Below are 18,808 nucleotides of genomic sequence, written 5' to 3'. Positions count from 1 at the left end.
GCCGGTGATCTCGGCGCCCAGCCGGGGTCGTGGCAGGTGTCGAATCCAGCGTGTGTGCGGGCCGCATCGATCCGTGGCCTCGCCGGGTCGTCAGATCGGCGAGGCCGTCCCGGCGCGGGGTGCCGCGAGAAAGGACCGTTAATGGCGCGCGGATTCTCCGGTGTGATGCTGCGCAGCTTCGGCGCGCGCGATCACACCGCGACGGTGATCGAAACCGTCCGGATCGCACCGCATTTCGTGCGGGTGCGGATGGTGTCGCCGACGCTGTTCGAGGACGTGGATCCCGAACCGGCTGCGTGGCTGCGGTTCTGGTTTCCGGACCCGGACGGATCGAAGACGGAATTCCAGCGGGCGTACACGATCTCGGAGGCGGACGCTCCCGCCGGACGTTTCGCGGTCGACATCGTGCTGCACGATCCCGCCGGACCGGCGTCGCAATGGGCGCGCACGGTGCAGCCCGGGGCGACCATCGCGGTCATGGCGTTGATGGGCTCGTCTCGGTTCGACGTGCCCGACGAACAGCCGGCCGGCTACCTGCTCATCGGCGACTCGGCGTCCATCCCGGGCATGAACGGCATCATCGGGGTGGTCCCCGACGACGTCCCGATCGAGATGTACCTCGAACAACACGACGACGACGACACGCTGATCCCGATCGCAGGGCACCCCAGGCTCCGGGTGCACTGGGTGGTCGGCCACGACGAGAGGTCGCTGGCGGCGGCGATCGAAAACCGGGACTGGTCGGACTGGTACGCGTGGGCGACGCCGGAGGCCACGACGCTCAAGCAGGTGCGAACACGGCTGCGCGACGAGTTCGGCTTTCCCAAGTCCGAGGTGCACGCCCAGGCGTACTGGAGCGCCGGGCGCGCCATGGGCACGCGGCGCGGCGACGAGCCGGCGGGATCCGACGGTGTCGCACCCGCCGTCTCCGCGGAAGACGTTGCGGCGCAGCTGGAATCGGCGCAGCGGGTGCCAGAGGTCACACCCGCTCCGGCGGCCCGGGGGAACTGGCGCGCCCAGGGCGCGGGGCGGTTGCTCGCGCCGCTGCGCTCGGCGCTGATCGTCTCCGGTGTGCTGCAGGCGATGATCACGCTGGTGCAACTGGCGCCGTTCGTGTTGCTGGTGGAGCTGGCCCGGCGCTTGGTCTCCGGCGCGCCCGCGTCCCGGCTGGCCGACATCGGCATCGCGGCGGTGTCACTGCTGGGCCTGGGCGCAGTGCTCGGTGCCGCCCTCACGCTGTGGCTCCACGTCGTCGACGCGCGGTTCGCCCGCGATCTGCGATCGCGCCTGTTGCACAAGCTGTCTCGGCTCCCACTGGGCTGGTTCACCGCACGCGGGTCGGGGTCGATCAAGCAGCTGCTGACCGACGACACGCTGTCCCTGCACTACCTGGTGACCCATGCCATCCCGGACGCGGTCGCCGCCGCCGTCGCGCCGGTCGCGGTGCTGGTCTACCTGTTCGCCGTCGACTGGCGGGTGGCGCTGGTGTTGTTCTTGCCGGTCCTGGTCTACCTGGTGCTGACGTCGTCGCTGACGATTCAGTCGGGTCCGCGCATCCCGCAATCGCAGCGCTGGGCGGAGACGATGAGCGGTGAGGCCGGCGCATACCTGGAAGGCCAGCCGGTGATCCGTGTCTTCGGTGGCGCCGCCGCGTCCAGCTTCCGGCGCCGCTTGGATGATTACGTCGGCTTCCTGGTCGCCTGGCAGCGCCCGCTGGCCGGCAAGAAGACGTTCATGGATCTGGTCACCCGTCCCTCGACGTTCCTGTGGCTCATCGCGGTCACCGGCACCTTGCTGGTGGTCACGGGCCGGATGAATCCGGTGAACCTGCTGCCGTTCTTGTTGCTGGGCACCACGTTCGGGGCACGGTTGCTCGGCATCGCCTACGGTCTGGGCGGCATTCGCGCCGGCATGCTGGCCGCTCGACGACTGCAGAACACCCTCGACGAGGCCGACCTCGCTATGCACGATCACCACGAGGCCACCGGGGATCCGGCGTCGACGGTGGTGTTCGACCACGTCAGCTTCGGCTACCGGCCCGACGTGCCGGTCATCCACGACGTCTCGCTGACGTTGCGGCCGGGGACGGTCACCGCGCTGGTCGGCCCCTCCGGGTCCGGCAAGTCGACGCTGGCCGCCCTGCTCGCCCGGTTCCACGACGTCGGCCAAGGCTCCATACGCGTTGGGGGACAAGACATTCGGTCGATGACCGCCGACCAGCTCTATGCTCAAGTCGGATTCGTGCTGCAGGAAACGCAATTGGTGCACGACACCGTCGCGGAAAACATCGCGCTGGCCGTCCCCGATGCCACCGCCGCGCAGATCGAACAGGCGGCACGCGACGCGCAAATCCACGACCGCATCATGCGGCTGCCGGACGGCTACGACACCATGCTGGGCGCCGGCAGCGGGCTCTCGGGCGGCGAACGTCAACGGCTCACCATCGCGCGTGCGATCCTCGCCGACACCCCGGTACTGATCCTGGACGAGGCCACCGCCTTCGCCGACCCGGAATCGGAATACCTTGTCCAGCAAGCCCTCAACCGGCTGACGCAGGATCGCACCGTGCTGGTGATCGCGCATCGATTGCACACCATCACCCGCGCCCACCAGATCGTCGTGCTCGACCACGGTCGCATCGTCGAACGCGGCACGCACGACGAGTTGCTGAGCGCCGACGGCCGGTACCGACGGCTGTGGGACGGCGGCCATCGGAGCCACCGTGACCAGGTGACCGCGGGCACGACCGGCGAGGGGGCGCGATGATTCGCACGTGGCTGAGCTTGGTTCCGGCGCAACGTCGCAACCGGGTCATCACCTACACGGTGTTGGCACTGGTCTCCGTGGTGGTGCGGGCGGTGGCCACCGTGCTGCTGGTCCCCTTGGTGGGGGCGTTGTTCGGTGACGCCCCGCAGCGCGCGCTGGTCTGGCTGGGCTGGCTGACCGCGGCCAGCGTGACCGGCTGGGCGATCGACACCGCAACGGCCCGTATCGGTTTCGACCTTGGTTTCGCCGTGCTGGATCACAGCCAGCACGACGTCGCGGATCGGCTGCCCGGCGTGCGGCTGGATTGGTTCACCGCCGAGCACACCGCGACCGCACGGCAGGCGATCGCCGCCACCGGACCGGAGCTCGTCGGCCTGGTCGTCAACCTGCTGACGCCGCTGATCTCGGCCGTCCTGTTGCCTGCGGCCATCGCGGTGGTCCTGCTGCCGGTGTCCTGGCAGCTGGGGGCTGCGGCGCTGGGGGGCCTGCCGCTGCTGTTGGGTGCGCTGTGGGCGTCGGCGCGCCTGGCTCGGCGCGCCGATGTCGCTGCGGCCCAGGCCAACAGCGCGCTCACCGAGCGGATCATCGAGTTCGCCAGGACCCAGCAGGCGTTGCGCGCCGCACGGCGCGTCGAGCCGGCGCGCAGCCTGGTCGGCGACGCGCTGGCCGCACAACACGGCGCCACCATGCGCCTGCTCTCGATGCAGGTCCCGGGCCAGCTGCTGTTCAGCCTCGCCAGCCAGCTCGCGCTGATCCTGCTGGCCGGGGCCACCACCGCGCTGACCCTTAACGGAACGCTCACGGTGGCCGAGGCCGTCGCGCTGATCGTCGTCATCGTGCGCTACCTCGAGCCGTTCACCACCATCAGCGAGCTGGCGCCGGCGCTGGAAAGCACCCGCGCCACGCTCGAGAACATCCGCTCGGTGCTCACCGCGCCGCTGATGAATGCCGGTGGCGCCACGCTGGCCGGCGCCGCGGCGCCACGCATCGAGTTCGACGACGTCGTGTTCCGCTACGACGGCGCGGGCGCGCCGGTGCTCGATGGCGTGAGCTTCGCGTTGGAACCGGGCAGCACGACGGCGATCGTCGGACCCTCCGGTTCGGGTAAGAGCACCATCCTGGCGCTGATCGCCGGGCTGCACGAGCCCACCGGCGGCCGGGTGCTGATCGACGGGGTGGACGCGGCGACGCTGGATGCCGACGCCCGGCGGGCGGCGGCCAGCGTCGTTTTCCAGCACCCCTACCTGTTCCACGGGTCGATCCGCGACAACGTGTTCGCCGGGGATCCCGGCGCCGGCGACGAGCGGTTCGCCCGGGCGGTGGCGCTCGCGCGCGTGGACGAGCTGGTCGCACGGTTGCCCGACGGCGCCGACACGGTCGTCGGCGAGGCCGGTTCGGCCCTGTCCGGCGGTGAGCGCCAACGCGTCAGCATCGCCCGCGCGTTGCTCAAACCGGCGCCGATCCTGCTGGTAGACGAGGCGACCAGCGCGTTGGACACCGAGAACGAAGCCGCGGTCGTCGACGCACTCACCGCCGACCCGCACGCACGCACCCAGGTGATCGTCGCGCACCGCCTGGCCAGCATCCGTCACGCCGACCGCGTGCTGTTCCTCGACAACGGCCGGGTAGCCGAGGATGGCACGGTTGACGAATTGCTCGCTGCGGGCGGCCGTTTCGACGAATTCTGGCGCCGGCAGCACGAAGCCGCCGAATGGCGCATTCTGACCGACTAGCGCACCGCGGTTGACCGCAACTCTTGCGGTATGCCTTACAGTTTGTCAGTCGGACGGAGCTGTCCGCGTACAGGAGGCGTGCTGCGTATGAGTGCTGTGCTGTCGATACCGCGATACCCCGGCGACGTGACCCCGCAGTGGTTGTCGGCCGCGCTGTCCGGCGGTGGCGCACCCGTCGAGGTCGCCGACGTGGACGTGGTCGCGATCGGCACCGGACAGACCGGGGCGACCTACCGGATCACCGCGCGCTACGCGACGGATCCCGGGGACCTGCCGCAGACCTTTGTCATCAAGCTGCCCGCCCAGGACGACACGGTGCGCGACCGGGTGGTCATCGGCTACCGCAGCGAATGCGCGTTCTATTCGTCGGTGGTGGATCGGGTGCAGGTGCCCACGCCGCGGTGCTTTTATTCCGAGATCACCGACGATGCAATGGATTTCGCCTTGCTGCTGGCGGATCAGGCGCCGGCGGTGCAGGGTGATCAGCTCGTCGGTTGCGGGGAAACCGAGGCGCGCCTTGCGGTTACCGCGCTGGCCGGCCTGCACGCACCCAGTTGGTGCGATCCCGTCTGGCTCGATTTCCCCGGCATCGCGTTTGGCCGGCCGGATGAGGCCGGTGCGGACGGCATGGGCGAGGTGGCGAAGGTGAGCGCCGACATCACGCTGGACAAGCTGGGCGAGCGGATGAGCGCCGCAGATCGCGATACCTTCAGTGCGGCAATGCGTTTGATCGCGCCCTGGCTGTTGTCCGAGTATGACCGGTTCGCCCTGCTACACGGCGACTATCGCCTGGACAACCTGCTGTTCGATCCGGAGCGGACCAGGGTCAGCGTAGTGGACTGGCAGACGCTCGGCGTGGGTCTGCCGACCCGGGATCTCGCGTACTTCACCGCGACCAGCCTCAATCCGCAACTGCGCGCGAGCATCGAAGAGGACCTCATCACCGACTATCACCGCGCGCTGACGGCCGGCGGCGTCGGCGACTACGACCGCGAAACCTGTTGGCACGATTACCGGCTCGGGGTGTTGCAGGCCCCGCTGATCTCGGCGCTGGGGTTCGCGTTCGCCGCAGCCACCGAGCGCGGTGAAGACATGGTGCTGACCATGCTCAGCCGCGGCTGCCAGGCGATCCGCGAGCTCGGGACGCTGGACCTAATCGAGCACTGATCGACGAGTCGCCTCCTGAGCCAACTGCATCCGTGACGTGAGCCCGAGTTTGGCATACACGTGGGTGAGGTGCGTCTGTACGGTGCGAGGCGAGATGAACAGCCGATCGCCGATGTCCTTATTGCCCAGTCCTTCGCTGACGAGGCGGACGACGTCACGCTCGGTCGGGGTCAATGAGTCCCAACCGCTGGGCGGGCGCTTGCGTTCGCCTCTGCCGCGGCGCGCGTAGGCAATCGCCTCGTCCATGGACAGGGCCGCGCCGGCGGCCCAGGCATCATCGAATTCCTTCTCTGTCAACGCTTGACGCGTCGCCAGCACCGATGCGTCGTATTCGGCGTCGTATACCCGGAAGCGGACGATGCCCGTTCGCTCGCGCACGGCGTGCGCCGCGCCGAAGAGCCTAGCCGCGTCTAGGTGGCTTCCGGCAAGGTGGGTCAGACGGGCCAGACACTCCAGCAGGTCGGGGACGAGGGAGTGGATTCCCGTCTCCACGGCGCGCATCAACGCGTCGTGGACGTCGCGCTCGGCCTGCCCCGGTTCGTCTTCCGCCAACGCCACACGCGCTCGCGTGGTCAACGCCTCCACCATGAACCACCCCACCGCGCTGGCAACGTCGTCCTCGGCGAAGCGACGGGCCGACGCCAAATCACCACGGGCGAGCGCGACCTGCGCCGAGGGCTTGGTAGTCGTAGCCGCAAGCGGCCGGTCGCCGAACCGTTCGCGGGCCGCTGCGCTGGCATCGACGGCCGCGTCTATGTCGCCGCCGGCGAGGTCGGCAAAGGCCAGCGCCGCATACACCACGCCTTCCTGGTACCGGCCGATCTCGGCGGCACCGTCTAGCGCCTCGAGCGCCACGGCGCGGCCTTCGGCCGCCTGTGCGCTATGGGCGAGCACAAGACACAGGTACGACCGTGCATTCACCTGCCAGATCAGGGCGTGGGCCTCGTCCGCTTCGACCATCAGCTGCCGGAGCTGGTTTTCGGCCTCGGCGATATCCCCTCGCACCCATGGCACTACGGAAAGACAAAACCGGCACCCGCGCGAATAGCCCCGGTCGCCGACCTCGTCGGCGACGTCGCGGCCCTCCGTCGCTGCGGCGACCGCGGCGTCCAGATCGCCCGCACCGACGATGGCGGTGAGCGCCTGACTGTAAAGGATCTGGCTCAGCCGCCACCGGTCGCCCATGGCTCGGGCCAAAGCCTCCGCCTCCGACAGATACGGTCGAGCCAACTCGGGGTTCCAGGCGGCGAGGCGGCCGCAGGCGGTGAGGGTGCGCGCCAGCAGCGCAGGATCATCCAGCTCGCGAGCTATTGCCAGCGAGCGCTGGGCTCGCGCAAGGCTTTCCGCGTCCCGCATGTTGTCCAGAAATGCTTTGTCGGCCAACCCCCGCGCCATCGCCCGGGGTGTCACATGGGCGCCCCGGGCGTCGGCGTCGGCTAGGCCGAGGTCAAGCCAGTCCGATCCTTCCTTGGGCAGGCCCCGCGTCAACCACAGCGGCAGCAGCGAGGTGGCGAGCTGCAGTGCGCTGTCGGTGTCAAAGTTCTCCCGGCTCCACGCGAACGCGGCTCGCAGATTGTCGATTTCGGCCTCAGCTTGGTCGAGCAGAAGCTCCAGGCTGGTGCGGCCCGGAGCATCGAGCGCGGCGGCCATCGCGGTGTAGTGGTCCCGGTGCCGGTCCCGGACGGTGATGGCCTCAGCGGATGCGCTGAGCCGTTCCTGCGCATACTGGCGGATCGTTTCCAGCAATCGGTATCGCGTTGCGCTACCCAAGGATTCGGCGATCACCAGTGACTTGTCGATCAACAAAGCCAGTACATCCAGCACCTGATGCGGCGCCAGATCCTCATCGCAGACCACCTGTCGGCAGGCGTCGAGGTCGAACCCGCCCATGAAAACGCCAAGCCTGCGGAACAACGTCCGCTCCGGTTCAGTCAATAAGGCGTGTGACCAGTCCACCGAGGCTTGCAATGTCTGCTGGCGGCGCACCGCCGTCCGCGACCCGCCGGTCAACAGCCGGAACCGGTCTTGCAGGCCGGCGAGAATCTCGTTGGGCGACAGCGCGCGCACCCGCGCCGCCGCCAGCTCTATCGCCAGAGGCATGCCGTCGAGCCGACGACAAATCTCGTTGACTGCGGCGGCATTGTCGTCATTGACGCTGAACCCGGGGTGCGCGTGGTGGGCGCGGTCTTCGAAGAGTCGCGCGGCGTCGCCCTCGAAGGACAGCGACGGCACTCGCCATATCACCTCGCCGCTGACGCCGATCGGCTCGCGACTCGTCGCCAACGCCGTCAGCCGCGGGCAGGCCGCCAGCAACGCCGTAATGAGCGCCGCGCTGGCGTCCAGCAGATGTTCGCAGTTGTCGAGCACCATCAGCATGTGCCGGTCGCCGACGAACTGCAGCAGGCTTTTCTCCGGGGAACGCCCGGGGTGGTCCGGCAGGCCCAACGTCCGCGCCGCGGTGATCGGCACCAGATCGGGGTCGGTGATCGGAGCCAGGTCGACATAGCAGATTCCGTCGGCGTAGTCGCCTGCGATCGCGGCCGCAATCTGGACAGCCAAGCGGGTCTTGCCCACGCCACCGGCGCCGGTCAGCGTCACCAACCGGTTCCGCGCGAGAATGCTTTGCACGTCACCCATCTCGGTGTCGCGGCCGACAAAGCTGGTTAGCTGCGCGGGGAGGCGTTGGGCGATAACGGTATCGCGCTTACGAAGGGGCGGGAATTCGTTGCAGAGATCGGGATGACATAGCTGTAACACCCGCTCAGGTCGGGGCAGGTCCCTCAACGCATGGGTGCCGAGGTCCGTCAACCACACGTCGTCGGCCAGCGAGTCGGCGACCAGGTCGCCGGTGGTGCCGGACAACACCGTCTGGCCGCCGTGCGCGAGCTCGCGAAGTCGAGCTGTCCGGTTGATGGCCGGCCCGACATAGTTGTTGTCGTCGCGCAACTGCACCTCGCCGGTGTGCACGCCGATCCGTAACCGTAGCGGTGCCAGGGGAGCGCGTTGCAACGCGAGCGCGCACGCCGCGGCGTCGGACGCCCGGCTGAAAGCGATGACGAAGCTGTCACCCTCACCCTGCTCGACCGGACGAATTCCGTGATGGGTCCTGACCAACTCGCCAAGTGTCTGGTCAAGTTTCGCGATCGCCGCGGTCATCTCCTGCGGCTGGGCGTCCCATAGCTGCGTCGAACCTTGGACATCGGCCAGGAGCAGCGTCACCGTGCCGGTCGGCAGGGGCTCGTTCATGGCTAGTTCGCTCCAGTCCAACGGCGGCACGTCCGCTCGTGGATCGACTTCGCTCATGGTAGCCAGCATCAGCTAAACGCATGCCGCAAAACATCGGCGGATGCGCGTATATATCGCGGCTCTACAGGTCGCCGGTGAAGTCGGCGCTGAGCCAGCGGTCCGGGCGGATGGTGAACAGCACCTCCTCGACGCCTTCCATGCTGCGCACGAACGCGCGCCCGCCCTCCTCGCCGAGATAACGGATGGCGATGGATTCCTGTAGGTCGGCCGGGGCCGGATTGGTGGTCTCGACGATCGTGCCCTCGACCACGACGTACTGATACGGCGGCTCCTCGCGCTGCACCACCAGCGTGACCGCCCCCGCTTGCGTGATCAGGCGGGCCTTGCGGCTGGACGCCCCGGTCATGATCCGGATGGTTCCGCCGGGGGTGTAGTCGTACCAGATCGGGACGCTGGCCGGCGGCCGGCCGTCACCGGCGTCGACGGACAACACGGCCACATGCTTGTCGGCGAGGAATTCCTGGCGCTCGGATTCGGTGAAGGCTTTCATGACGAGTGCAAACGCCCGGGCGGTGGAGCTATTCCCGATCCGCCCGAAGGGCGCTCAGTACTGCGTCGAGCCCTGATCGACCGGGATCTGGGCCGCGGTGACCTTGCGTGATTCGTCGCTGGCAAGCCAGCACACGGTGTCGGCGATCTCCTCCGGCTCGGCGACCCAGTCGGGCAGAAACGGGGTGAGGACGTGCGACAGCTGGGGGTTGGTCTCCATGGTCTTGCCCACCGCCGTGACCATGTCCCCGGAACCCATCGGGGTGTTCACCGGACCCGGGTGCACGCTGTTGACCCGGATCGAATGCTTGCCCAGTTCCGCGGCGAAGGCCCGCGCCAGCCCGGTGACCGCATGCTTGCTGGCGGTGTAGTGAATCATGAACGGCTGCATCTTCATACCGGCCGCGGAACTGATCAGGATGATCGACCCGCCCCGGCCGCCCTCGATGATCTTGTCCGCACCGGCCATCACGGTGTTCCAGGTGCCGGTCACATTGATGTCCATGACGTCACGGAAATTCTCCGGTGTGATCTCATCCCATGCCTGCGGAGCCGCGACCCCGGCGTTGGCGACGATGACGTCCAGCCGGCCCAGCTCGGCGACGCCGTCGGCGACGACCTTTCGCAGACCGTCGAAGTCGCGGGTGTCGATGACCGAGGCGATGATCCGGCGATTCGCGGCTTCGACCAGGCGCACCGTTTCGCTCAGGTCATCGGGAGTCGCCGGATCGTAGGGCACGCAGGACGGGAGCTTGCCGGCGATGTCGACGGCGATGATGTCGGCGCCTTCGGAAGCCAGGCGCACCGCGTGCGCCCGACCCTGGCCCCGGGCCGCGCCGGTGATGAATGCCACTTTTCCGGCAAGCCTGCCGCTCATCGTTGCTCCTCTGCTGGTTTCGACCGTTGCGCGGCCAGGTTTATCGTTGCGCCGCCTTGACGAGGTTCGATCCGATGATCAAACGCTGAATCTCACTGGTGCCCTCGTACAGCCGCAGCAGGCGCACGTCACGGTAAATGCGTTCGACGGCAACGCCTCTCATGTAACCGGCGCCGCCATGGATCTGCACCGCGAGGTCCGCGACGTTGCCGGCCATCTCGGTGCAGAAGACCTTGGCGGCCGAGGGCGCGATCCGGCGATCCTCGCCGGCGACCCACAGGCGGGCCGCCTCGCGCACCAGCGCGCGGCCCGCCATCACCCCGGTCTGCTGGTCGGCGAGCATGCCCTGCACCAACTGGAAGCTGCCGATGGGCGTTCCGCCCTGCGTCGCGGTGGCGGCGTAGGACACCGATTCGTCGAGCGCGCGTTGCGCGGCGCCCACCGCGAGGGCGGCGATGTGCACCCGGCCGCGGGCCAACGAGGTCATGGCCGCTCGGTATCCGTGATCTTCACTGCCGCCGACGAGCGCCTCGGGACCGACGCGGACGTCGGTGAAGTTGACGTCGGCCGTCCAGGCGCCTTCCTGGCCCATCTTGGCGTCCTTGGCGCCCACCTCGACGCCCGCGGCGTCCGCCGGCACCAGAAAGACGGCGATCCCCGGACCCTGGTCGTCGGCGGGCCGGGTGCGCGCGAACACCACGAACAGATCGGCGACGGGCGCGTTGGTGATGAAGCGCTTCTGCCCGGAGATCACCCAGTCCCCGCCTTGTTCGGAGCCGTCACGAACGGCCTTGGTGCGCAAGCCGGCGGGGTTCGATCCGGCGCCGGGTTCGGTGAGCGCGAAGGAGGCGACGACGTCGCCGGACGCGATCGACTCCAGCCAGCGGGATTTCTGTTCGTCGGTGCCGAACCCCACCAGCACCTGCCCGGCGATGCCGTTGTTGGTGCCGAACATCGACCGCAGGGCCAGCGACGTGTAGCCCAGCTCCATCGCCAGCTCGACGTCCTGCATCAGGTTGAGGCCAAGGCCGCCCCACTCCTGGGGGATCGCGTAGCCGAACAGGCCCATCTTCTTGGCCTCGTCGCGCAGATCGTCGGGCACGCGGTCGGTGTCCAGGATCTCCTGCTCGCGGGGGACGACCACACTGCGCACGAATTGCCTTGTCTGAGCGAGGATCTCGCGGAAGTCCTCGTCGGAGACTTCCGCGACTTCGGCGGTGGCCATGGGCTCCACACTCCTCTCTGGATCCGGGGCACCCCGGTTCAGAGCAGGATCCTATATCAAATATGATATTTGCTTCAGACGTGCCCGGTGGAGGCGACGACAGTGAAGGATGGGTGATCGAAAGTGGCGATGCTGACGGGTCAGACCGCGGTAATCACCGGCGGAGCGCAGGGGCTGGGTCTGGCCATCGCGGAGCGCTTCGTCGCCGAGGGCGCGCGAGTGGTGCTCGGCGACGTCAACCTCGAGGAAACCCAGGTCGTGGCCAAGCGGTTGGGCGGCGACGACGTGGCGGTGGCCGTCCGGTGCGACGTCACCAAGTCCTCCGAGGTCGAAACCCTGATCCAGACCGCGGTCGAGCGTTTCGGCGGCCTGGACATCATGGTCAACAACGCCGGGATCACCCGCGACGCAACGATGCGCACGATGACCGAGGAGCAGTTCGATCAGGTCATCAACGTGCATCTGAAGGGGACGTGGAACGGCACCAGGCTGGCCGCGGCCGTCATGCGGGAGAACAAGCGCGGCGCCATCATCAACATGTCCTCGGTGTCCGGCAAGGTCGGCATGATCGGCCAGACCAACTACTCGGCGGCCAAGGCCGGCATCGTCGGCATGACCAAGGCCGCCGCCAAGGAGCTGGCCTACCTCGGCGTCCGGGTGAACGCGATCGCACCCGGACTGATCCGCTCGGCGATGACAGAGGCTATGCCACAGCGCATTTGGGATTCCAAGGTCGCCGAGGTGCCGCTGGGCCGCGCGGGTGAGCCCAGTGAGGTCGCCAGCGTGGCGCTGTTCCTGGCGTCGGATCTGTCGTCGTATATGACCGGCACGGTCATGGAAATCACCGGCGGCCGCCACCTATGAGTGTCGAGGCCGTCGTCTGCGAACCCGTTCGGACCCCGATCGGCCGCTACGGCGGAATGTTCAAGGCGCTCAGCGCCGTCGACCTCGGTGTCACCGCGCTCAATGGGCTGCTGGAGCGGACCGGGCTGGCGCCCGACGCCGTCCAGGACGTGATCCTCGGCCACTGCTACCCCAACAGCGATGCGCCCGCGATCGGGCGCGTGGTGGCGCTGGATTCCGGCCTGCCGGTAACGGTTCCGGGCATGCAGGTCGACCGGCGGTGCGGCTCGGGCCTGCAGGCGGTGATCCAGGCCTGCCTGCAGGTGGGCGCGGGGGACAACGACCTCGTGGTCGCCGGGGGTTGCGAAAGCATGAGCAACGTCGCCTTCTATTCCACCGACATGCGCTGGGGCGGGGCCCGCACCGGTGTGCGGGTGCACGACGGGCTGGCCCGGGGGCGCACGACCGCCGGCGGGCGGAACTACCCGGTGCCGGGGGGAATGCTGGAGACGGCCGAGAATCTGCGCCGCCAGTACGGTATTTCGCGCCGGGAACAGGACGAGCTGGCGGTGCGATCCCATCAGCGTGCCGTCGCCGCGCAGAAGGACGGCATTCTGGTCGAGGAGATCATCCCGGTCGCGGTGCCCACCCGCACCGGTGAGGAACTCATCGACACCGACGAGCACCCGCGCGCCGACACCTCGGTCGAATCGCTGGGCAAGCTCAAACCCGTTCTGGTGAAAGAGGATCCGGAGGCCACCGTCACCGCCGGCAACGCCAGTGGGCAGAACGACGCGGCTTCGATGTGCGTGGTCACCACACCGGAGAAGGCCGACGAATACGGCCTGAAGCCGTTGGTGCGCCTGGTGTCGTGGGGCGTGGCGGGAATCGCGCCCAAGGTCATGGGCATCGGGCCGGTGCCCGCGACCGAGGTGGCGCTGGCCAAGGCGGGTCTGCGGCTGTCCGACATCGACCTCATCGAGCTCAACGAGGCCTTTGCCGCGCAAGCGCTTGCGGTGATGCGGGAATGGAAGTTCGGCGCCGCCGATCACGAGCGCACCAACGTGCACGGTTCGGGGATCTCGCTGGGACATCCGGTGGGTGCGACGGGCGGGCGGATGCTGGCCACCCTGGCGCGTGAACTCCATCGCCGCCAGGCGCGCTACGGCCTTGAGACTATGTGCATCGGCGGCGGCCAGGGATTGGCTGCCGTCTTCGAGCGGGTCGCGCCGAAATGACCGATCGGGCGTTGCCGCTGGACGGCCTCACCGTCGTGGAGGTGTCGAGTTTCGTCGCCGCGCCACTGTGCGGCATGACGCTGAATCAGCTTGGCGCGGAGGTCATCCGAATCGATCCGATCGGCGGCGCGTCCGATGTCCAGCGGTGGCCGCTGGCGGCGGACGGCACCTCGATCTACTGGACCGGCCTGAACAAAGGGAAGCGGTCGGCCACCATCGATCTGCGGTCCCCGGACGGTCGCGAACTGGTTCAGCGGCTGATCACCGAGGGCGACGGCGTCGTGGTGACCAACGCCGCGGGATTGTCCTGGCTCAGCCACGAGGTCTTGGCGGCCAAGCGCCCCGACGTGATTCACGTTCAGTTGCTCGGGCGCGGTGACGGCTCCACCGGAGTGGACTACACCGTCAACGCGGGGCTGGGCTATCCGCTCGTCACCGGTCCGGCCGATCATGCCGGCGCCATCAACCACGTGCTACCGGCCTGGGATGTGTGCTGCGGACTGTACGCCGCGCTGGCCGTCGTCACCGCGGTCCGCCACCGCGAACGGTCCGGGGCGGGGACCCGGATCAGCCTGGCGCTCGAGGACGTCGCCCTGGCCACCGCGGCGAACCTGGGGCTGCTGACCGAGCCGCAAGTCACTGGGACACAACGCGAACGGCTGGGCAACGCCATCTACGGCCAGTACGGGCAGGATTTCACCAGCAGCGACGGGGCCAGGTTCATGGTGGTCACCCTGACCGGTCGGCACTTTCGCGATCTGCTCGCGGTGACGGGCACCGGCGACGCGGTGTCGGCACTCGCCGAGGCGCTGGGCGCCGATTTCGGGTCGGAAGGCGACCGCTACCGCTATCGCGACGTGCTGTCGAGCCTGTTCGCCACCTGGTTCAGCGCCCACACCGCCGCCGAGATCACCGCCGCGCTGGCCGACACCACGGTGCTCTTCGAGCGGTACCGCACCTTCGCCGAGGTCGCCACGGGACCGAAAGTCACTGACAATCCGCTCTTTTCCCGACTGCGCCAGCCCGGTCTCGGCGAGTACTTCGCGCCGGGCCTGCCTGCCGCATTCGACGGCAGCCATCCGCCCAGCGCGCCGGCACCGGCCCTGGGACAGGACACGGCCGACGTCCTCGCGCGTCTGGGGTTGAGCGCCGCCGACATCGCGCGCCTGACGGACGCCAAGACCATCGCCTGCTGAGCAGCCGGAAGGGAACCACGGCACATGGCCAAACTCGCCCAGACCCTCGGATTGACCGACCTCCAAACCGAGATCATCGCCACGGTACGGCAATTCGTCGAGAAGGAGGTCATTCCGCACGCGGCCGAGCTGGAACGCGCTGACACCTACCCGCAGGCGATCGTGGATCAGATGCGGGAGATGGGCCTGTTCGGTCTGATGATTCCCCAGGAGTACGGCGGGCTCGGAGAATCGCTGCTGACCTACGCGCTGTGCGTCGAGGAACTGGCGCGCGGTTGGATGAGCGTCTCCGGCGTGCTCAACACCCACTTCATCGTGGCGTACATGCTGCGCCAGCACGGCACCGACGAACAGAAGCAACGGTTCCTGCCGCGGATGGCGGCCGGCGAGACACGCGGCGCCTTCTCGATGTCCGAGCCGGAACTGGGTTCCGACGTGGCCGCGATCCGCACCCGGGCGCGACGCAACGACGACGGCACCTACACCATCGACGGCCAGAAAATGTGGCTCACCAACGGCGCCACCTCCACGCTGGTGGCGGTGCTGGTGCGCACCGACGAGGGTTCGGACAAGCCGCACCGCAACCTCACCGCGTTCCTGGTGGAAAAGCCGGTCGGTTTCGGCGAAGTCGTTGCCGGCCTGCACATCCCGGGCAAGATCGAGAAGCTGGGCTACAAGGGCATCGAAACCACCGAGATGATCTTCGACGGCTACCGGGCCGGGGCCGACGACGTCCTCGGCGGCACCACCGGGCAGGGCTTTTTCCAGATGATGGACGGGATCGAGGTCGGCCGCGTCAACGTGTCGGCGCGGGCGTGCGGTGTGGGGATCCGCGCCTTCGAGCTCGCGGTGCGCTACGCCCAACAACGCGCGACCTTTGGCAAGCCGATCGCCGAGCACCAGGCGATCGCGTTCCAACTGGCCGAGATGGCGACCAAGGTCGAAGCGGCCCACCTGATGATGGTCAACGCCGCGCGCCTGAAGGATTCGGGCGAGCGCAACGACGTCGCCGCCGGCATGGCCAAATACCTGTGCAGCGAATATTGCGCCGAGGTCACCCAGCAGAGTTTCCGGATCCACGGCGGTTACGGATATTCCAAGGAATACGAGATCGAGCGGCTGATGCGCGACGCGCCCTTCCTGCTGATCGGCGAGGGCACCAGCGAGATCCAGAAGAACATCATCAGCAAGCGACTGCTCGCCGAGTACCAGGTGTAGGCAGATGAGCGTTCCGGATTTCGCTGCGCGGCCTCAACTTTCGGAGGACGTCGCGCGGATCATCCGCGGGCGGATATTCGACGGCACGTACGCGGCCGGATCGTACGTCCGGCTGGACCAATTGGCCGCGGAGTTGGGCATCAGTGTCACACCGGTGCGTGAGGCGCTGTTCGCGCTGTGCGCCGAAGGCCTGATCAACCAGCAACCCCGTCGGGGCTTCGCGGTGTTGCCGGTGACCGGACGCGACGTCACCGACGTGGCGAACGTGCAGGCCCACGTCGGCGGCGAATTGGCGGCGCGGGCGGCGATCAACATCACCGACGACCAGCTGCACGAGCTCAAGGAGATCCAGGCGCAGCTCGAAGACGCCTACGCCGGCGGCGAACACGAGGGCACCGTCCGGCTGAACCACGAATTTCACCGCGCCATCAATGTCGCGGCGGACTCGCCCAAGCTCGCCCAGCTGATGTCGCAGATCACCCGTTATGCCCCCGAGTCGGTGTTCCCCGCCATCGAGGGCTGGCCGGAGCAATCGATGCAGGACCATCGGCGGATCCTGTCCGCGCTGAAGAAGCGTGACGGCACGCTTGCCCGCGCGGCGATGTCGGAACATCTTGCGGCCGGGGCGGTTCCGTTGATCGATCACCTGGTGGCGCGCGGGGTGGTGGCCGACGACGGCCCGCTGGCCTAGTCGCGCCCGCGGGTGTCCTGGTCCCGAAACGTGTGCCGATAAGTCTGCGGCGACACTCCCGCCAGTCGGCGAAACTGCTCACGGAAGTTCGTCGACGACGCGAAACCCGTTCGGCGAGCGATGGTTTCGATGCTGTCGCCGGTGCTCTCCAGGAGCTGCTGCGCGTGCCTGATCCGGACGTTGTTGACCCACTGCATGGGGGTGTGGCCGGTCTCGCTCTTGAACCGGCGGTTGATCGTCCGCTCGCTGCTGGACGCCCGGCGCGCGATGTCGCGCAGGGTCAGCGGCAGGTGCGCGTTGTTCTCGATCCAGACCAATACGTCGTCCAGCTCGGTGTTGGACCTCCGGCGATTGCGGATGATGAATTGTGCCTGGCCACCGCTGCGGTGCAGCGGGGTGACGGCGAGCCGGGCGGCGTCGGCGGCCGCGGCCGAACCGTAGTCGCGGGCGACCATGTGCAGGCACAGATCCAATCCGGCGGACGCCCCGGCCGAGGTGAGCACTTGGCCCTCGTCGACGTACAGCGCGTCGGCATCGAGCCGGACGGTCGGATAGCGCGCCGCGAACAGTTCCGCCGCCACCCAGTGAGTGGTTGCCCGTTTGCCGTCGAGAATGCCCGCGGCGGCCACCGTGAAGGCGCCACTACAAATGGAAGCGATGCGAATGCCATTGCGGTAAGCGGACTTCAGCGCGGCAATCACATCGTCGTGAACCGGCGCCGCGACGTCGTTGCGGCCGGGCACCACGATGGTGTCCGCCGCGGCGAGCTCGTCCACCCCATGGTCCGTCGCGATCCCGATCGGCCCGGCCGCCACGAGAGGTTCGCAGCCACACACGCGCACCCGGTAGCCGGGCCTCCCGTCGGCGAGCCGGACACGGCCGAACACCTCGATCGCCATGGCGAGGTCGAACGCGATGACATCCGGCTCGGCCAGGATCGCGACGGCGTGCATGGCTTGGCAATATACCGGTGGAAGGTGGCAATCCAGCCACTGGTGTGATGCGCGGCGACCGGTGACCATGGCCGGGTGCATGCGCAAATCGTTCTATACGACGGGTTCGACCCGTTCGACGTCATCGCGCCCTTCGAAGTCCTCGCCGCCGGCAGTGACATGGTCTCGGGCGAGCTCGCGGTGACGTTGGTGGCGGCCGAAGGACCGCGCACCGTGACAAGCGGCACGCGTGGTCTCGCGTTGACCGCCACCGCCCGGCTCGATCCGTCCGAGCCGGGCTGCGTGATCGTGCCCGGCGCCAGTGGGCCCACCGTCGGTGACCCCGATGACGGGGCCGAGACCATCCCGGTGTTGTTGGGCCGAGTGGCTGACAGCGAGCTGACTCCGCTGCTGCACAAAGCATTCGGCAACGCGGACATGACAGTGGCGGCGGTGTGTGGCGGCTCCATCGTGATGGCGATGTCGGGGCTCATCGAAGGGCGGCGCGCGGCGACACACCACCTGGGTCTGGACCTGCTGGAGGCGGCGGGCGTGCATCCGGTGGTGGCCCGCGTCGTCGACGATGGGGACCTGGTCACGGCGGGCGGCGTCACCTCGGGACTCGACCTGGGCCTGCATCTGCTCGATCGCTTCTATGGCCCGCGAATCGCCCATGCCGTCGAGCAACTCTTCGAATACGAGCGGCGGGGCACGGTGTGGCGACCCGTCGGCCGCGAACCGGTGGAGGTTTAGGTTGAGCATCGAAGGCCACTGGGACGTGACGATCAAAACCCCGATCGGCACCTTGCCGGTGCTGTACGCGTTCACCCGATCGCGCGACGGGGTCGCCGGCACGGCGACCTACAAGGATGAAACCGTTGCCTTGCAACATGTTACGTGCGAAACGGCCGACGGCGGCACTCGCCTCACGTGGCGACAGTCGGTGACCAGGCCCATGCGCCTGAACCTCGATTTCGACGTCGTGGTGCGGGGTGACGCCCTGAGCGGGCATTCGCGCGCGGGCCGGCTGCCACGTTCGTCGGTAACCGGGACTCGACGCTAGCCGGCGCCATCTCTTGTCGCACAGCGACGTTGGGCATACGCTGCCAGCAGGGTGGGGCACGAAC

Annotated in this window: 15 protein-coding genes; 10 read left to right on the top strand and 5 right to left on the bottom strand. The window is 68.2% G+C overall.

All coding sequences use genetic code 11. From position 1 onward, the window contains the following. The first annotated feature begins 141 nt into the window (after nt 1-141). The 3 genes from DQP57_RS04505 (at nt 142) to DQP57_RS04495 (ending at nt 5,666) form a co-directional block, all read left to right on the top strand. Nucleotides 142-2,766, top strand: coding sequence for an ABC transporter ATP-binding protein/permease (locus tag DQP57_RS04505; protein ID WP_112631843.1), 2,625 nt, complete (start codon nt 142-144; stop codon nt 2,764-2,766). After that, complete coding sequence (locus DQP57_RS04500) at nt 2,763-4,499, top strand: ABC transporter ATP-binding protein (protein ID WP_112631842.1); 1,737 nt, start codon at nt 2,763-2,765, stop codon at nt 4,497-4,499. Before DQP57_RS04505 ends, DQP57_RS04500 begins: the two co-directional genes overlap by 4 nt. Nucleotides 4,500-4,586: 87 nt before the next feature. Further along, a complete protein-coding gene (locus tag DQP57_RS04495) occupies nt 4,587-5,666 on the top strand; it encodes a phosphotransferase family protein (protein WP_112631841.1) in 1,080 nt (359 codons plus the stop codon). Here DQP57_RS04495 and DQP57_RS04490 read toward each other — a convergent pair. From DQP57_RS04490 to DQP57_RS04475, 4 genes are all read right to left on the bottom strand, one after another. Next, nucleotides 5,652-8,969, bottom strand: a complete 3,318-nt coding sequence (locus tag DQP57_RS04490) for a LuxR family transcriptional regulator (protein WP_240631675.1) — start codon at nt 8,967-8,969, stop codon at nt 5,652-5,654. The two genes, DQP57_RS04495 and DQP57_RS04490, sit on opposite strands and share 15 nt — an antisense overlap. Nucleotides 8,970-9,033: 64 nt before the next feature. After that, nucleotides 9,034-9,462 carry a pyridoxamine 5'-phosphate oxidase family protein gene (locus DQP57_RS04485; RefSeq protein ID WP_112631840.1) on the bottom strand — a complete coding sequence of 143 codons (429 nt, stop codon included), beginning with the start codon at nt 9,460-9,462 and terminating at the stop codon, nt 9,034-9,036. Between the two features lie 54 nt (nt 9,463-9,516). Next, nucleotides 9,517-10,338 (bottom strand): mycofactocin-coupled SDR family oxidoreductase, encoded by an 822-nt coding sequence (locus tag DQP57_RS04480; RefSeq protein ID WP_112631839.1) that lies wholly within the window; start codon nt 10,336-10,338, stop codon nt 9,517-9,519. A 40-nt stretch (nt 10,339-10,378) separates the two neighbouring features. Further along, on the bottom strand, nt 10,379-11,563 hold the full coding sequence (locus tag DQP57_RS04475; protein ID WP_112631877.1) for an acyl-CoA dehydrogenase family protein: 1,185 nt from the start codon (nt 11,561-11,563) through the stop codon (nt 10,379-10,381). Between the two features lie 129 nt (nt 11,564-11,692). On the opposite strand from DQP57_RS04475, the gene fabG reads away from it, so the two are divergent. Genes fabG through DQP57_RS04450 form a run of 5 tightly spaced genes read left to right on the top strand, consistent with a single transcriptional unit; the run spans nt 11,693 to nt 16,749 of the window. Then, complete coding sequence (fabG, locus tag DQP57_RS04470) at nt 11,693-12,427, top strand: 3-oxoacyl-ACP reductase FabG (RefSeq protein ID WP_112631876.1); 735 nt, start codon at nt 11,693-11,695, stop codon at nt 12,425-12,427. Further along, nucleotides 12,424-13,644, top strand: coding sequence for an acetyl-CoA C-acetyltransferase (locus tag DQP57_RS04465; RefSeq protein WP_112631838.1), 1,221 nt, complete (start codon nt 12,424-12,426; stop codon nt 13,642-13,644). Before fabG ends, DQP57_RS04465 begins: the two co-directional genes overlap by 4 nt. Next, nucleotides 13,641-14,840, top strand: a complete 1,200-nt coding sequence (locus DQP57_RS04460; protein ID WP_112631837.1) for a CoA transferase — start codon at nt 13,641-13,643, stop codon at nt 14,838-14,840. Before DQP57_RS04465 ends, DQP57_RS04460 begins: the two co-directional genes overlap by 4 nt. Before the next feature lie 24 nt (nt 14,841-14,864). Continuing rightward, nucleotides 14,865-16,058: an acyl-CoA dehydrogenase family protein gene (locus DQP57_RS04455; RefSeq protein WP_112631836.1), complete on the top strand. Its 1,194-nt coding sequence runs from the start codon at nt 14,865-14,867 to the stop codon at nt 16,056-16,058. 4 nt (nt 16,059-16,062) lie between these two features. Continuing rightward, nucleotides 16,063-16,749, top strand: coding sequence for a GntR family transcriptional regulator (locus DQP57_RS04450; RefSeq protein ID WP_112631835.1), 687 nt, complete (start codon nt 16,063-16,065; stop codon nt 16,747-16,749). Here DQP57_RS04450 and DQP57_RS04445 read toward each other — a convergent pair. Further along, nucleotides 16,746-17,702 (bottom strand): GlxA family transcriptional regulator, encoded by a 957-nt coding sequence (locus DQP57_RS04445; RefSeq protein ID WP_112631834.1) that lies wholly within the window; start codon nt 17,700-17,702, stop codon nt 16,746-16,748. The two genes, DQP57_RS04450 and DQP57_RS04445, sit on opposite strands and share 4 nt — an antisense overlap. A gap of 75 nt (nt 17,703-17,777) precedes the next feature. Here DQP57_RS04445 and DQP57_RS04440 point away from each other — a divergent pair, with 75 nt between their 5' ends. Continuing rightward, nucleotides 17,778-18,434, top strand: coding sequence for a DJ-1/PfpI family protein (locus DQP57_RS04440; protein WP_112631833.1), 657 nt, complete (start codon nt 17,778-17,780; stop codon nt 18,432-18,434). A 1-nt stretch (nt 18,435) separates the two neighbouring features. Continuing rightward, on the top strand, nt 18,436-18,744 hold the full coding sequence (locus tag DQP57_RS04435) for a hypothetical protein (RefSeq protein ID WP_112631832.1): 309 nt from the start codon (nt 18,436-18,438) through the stop codon (nt 18,742-18,744). The last annotated feature ends 64 nt before the right edge of the window (nt 18,745-18,808 follow it).

Origin of the sequence: Mycobacterium colombiense (genome assembly GCF_003284935.1) — a bacterium.
Taxonomy (GTDB): Bacteria; Actinomycetota; Actinomycetes; order Mycobacteriales; family Mycobacteriaceae; genus Mycobacterium; species Mycobacterium arosiense_A.
Note: the sequence above shows the minus strand (reverse complement) of the source record. Positions and strands in the feature narration are given on the sequence as shown.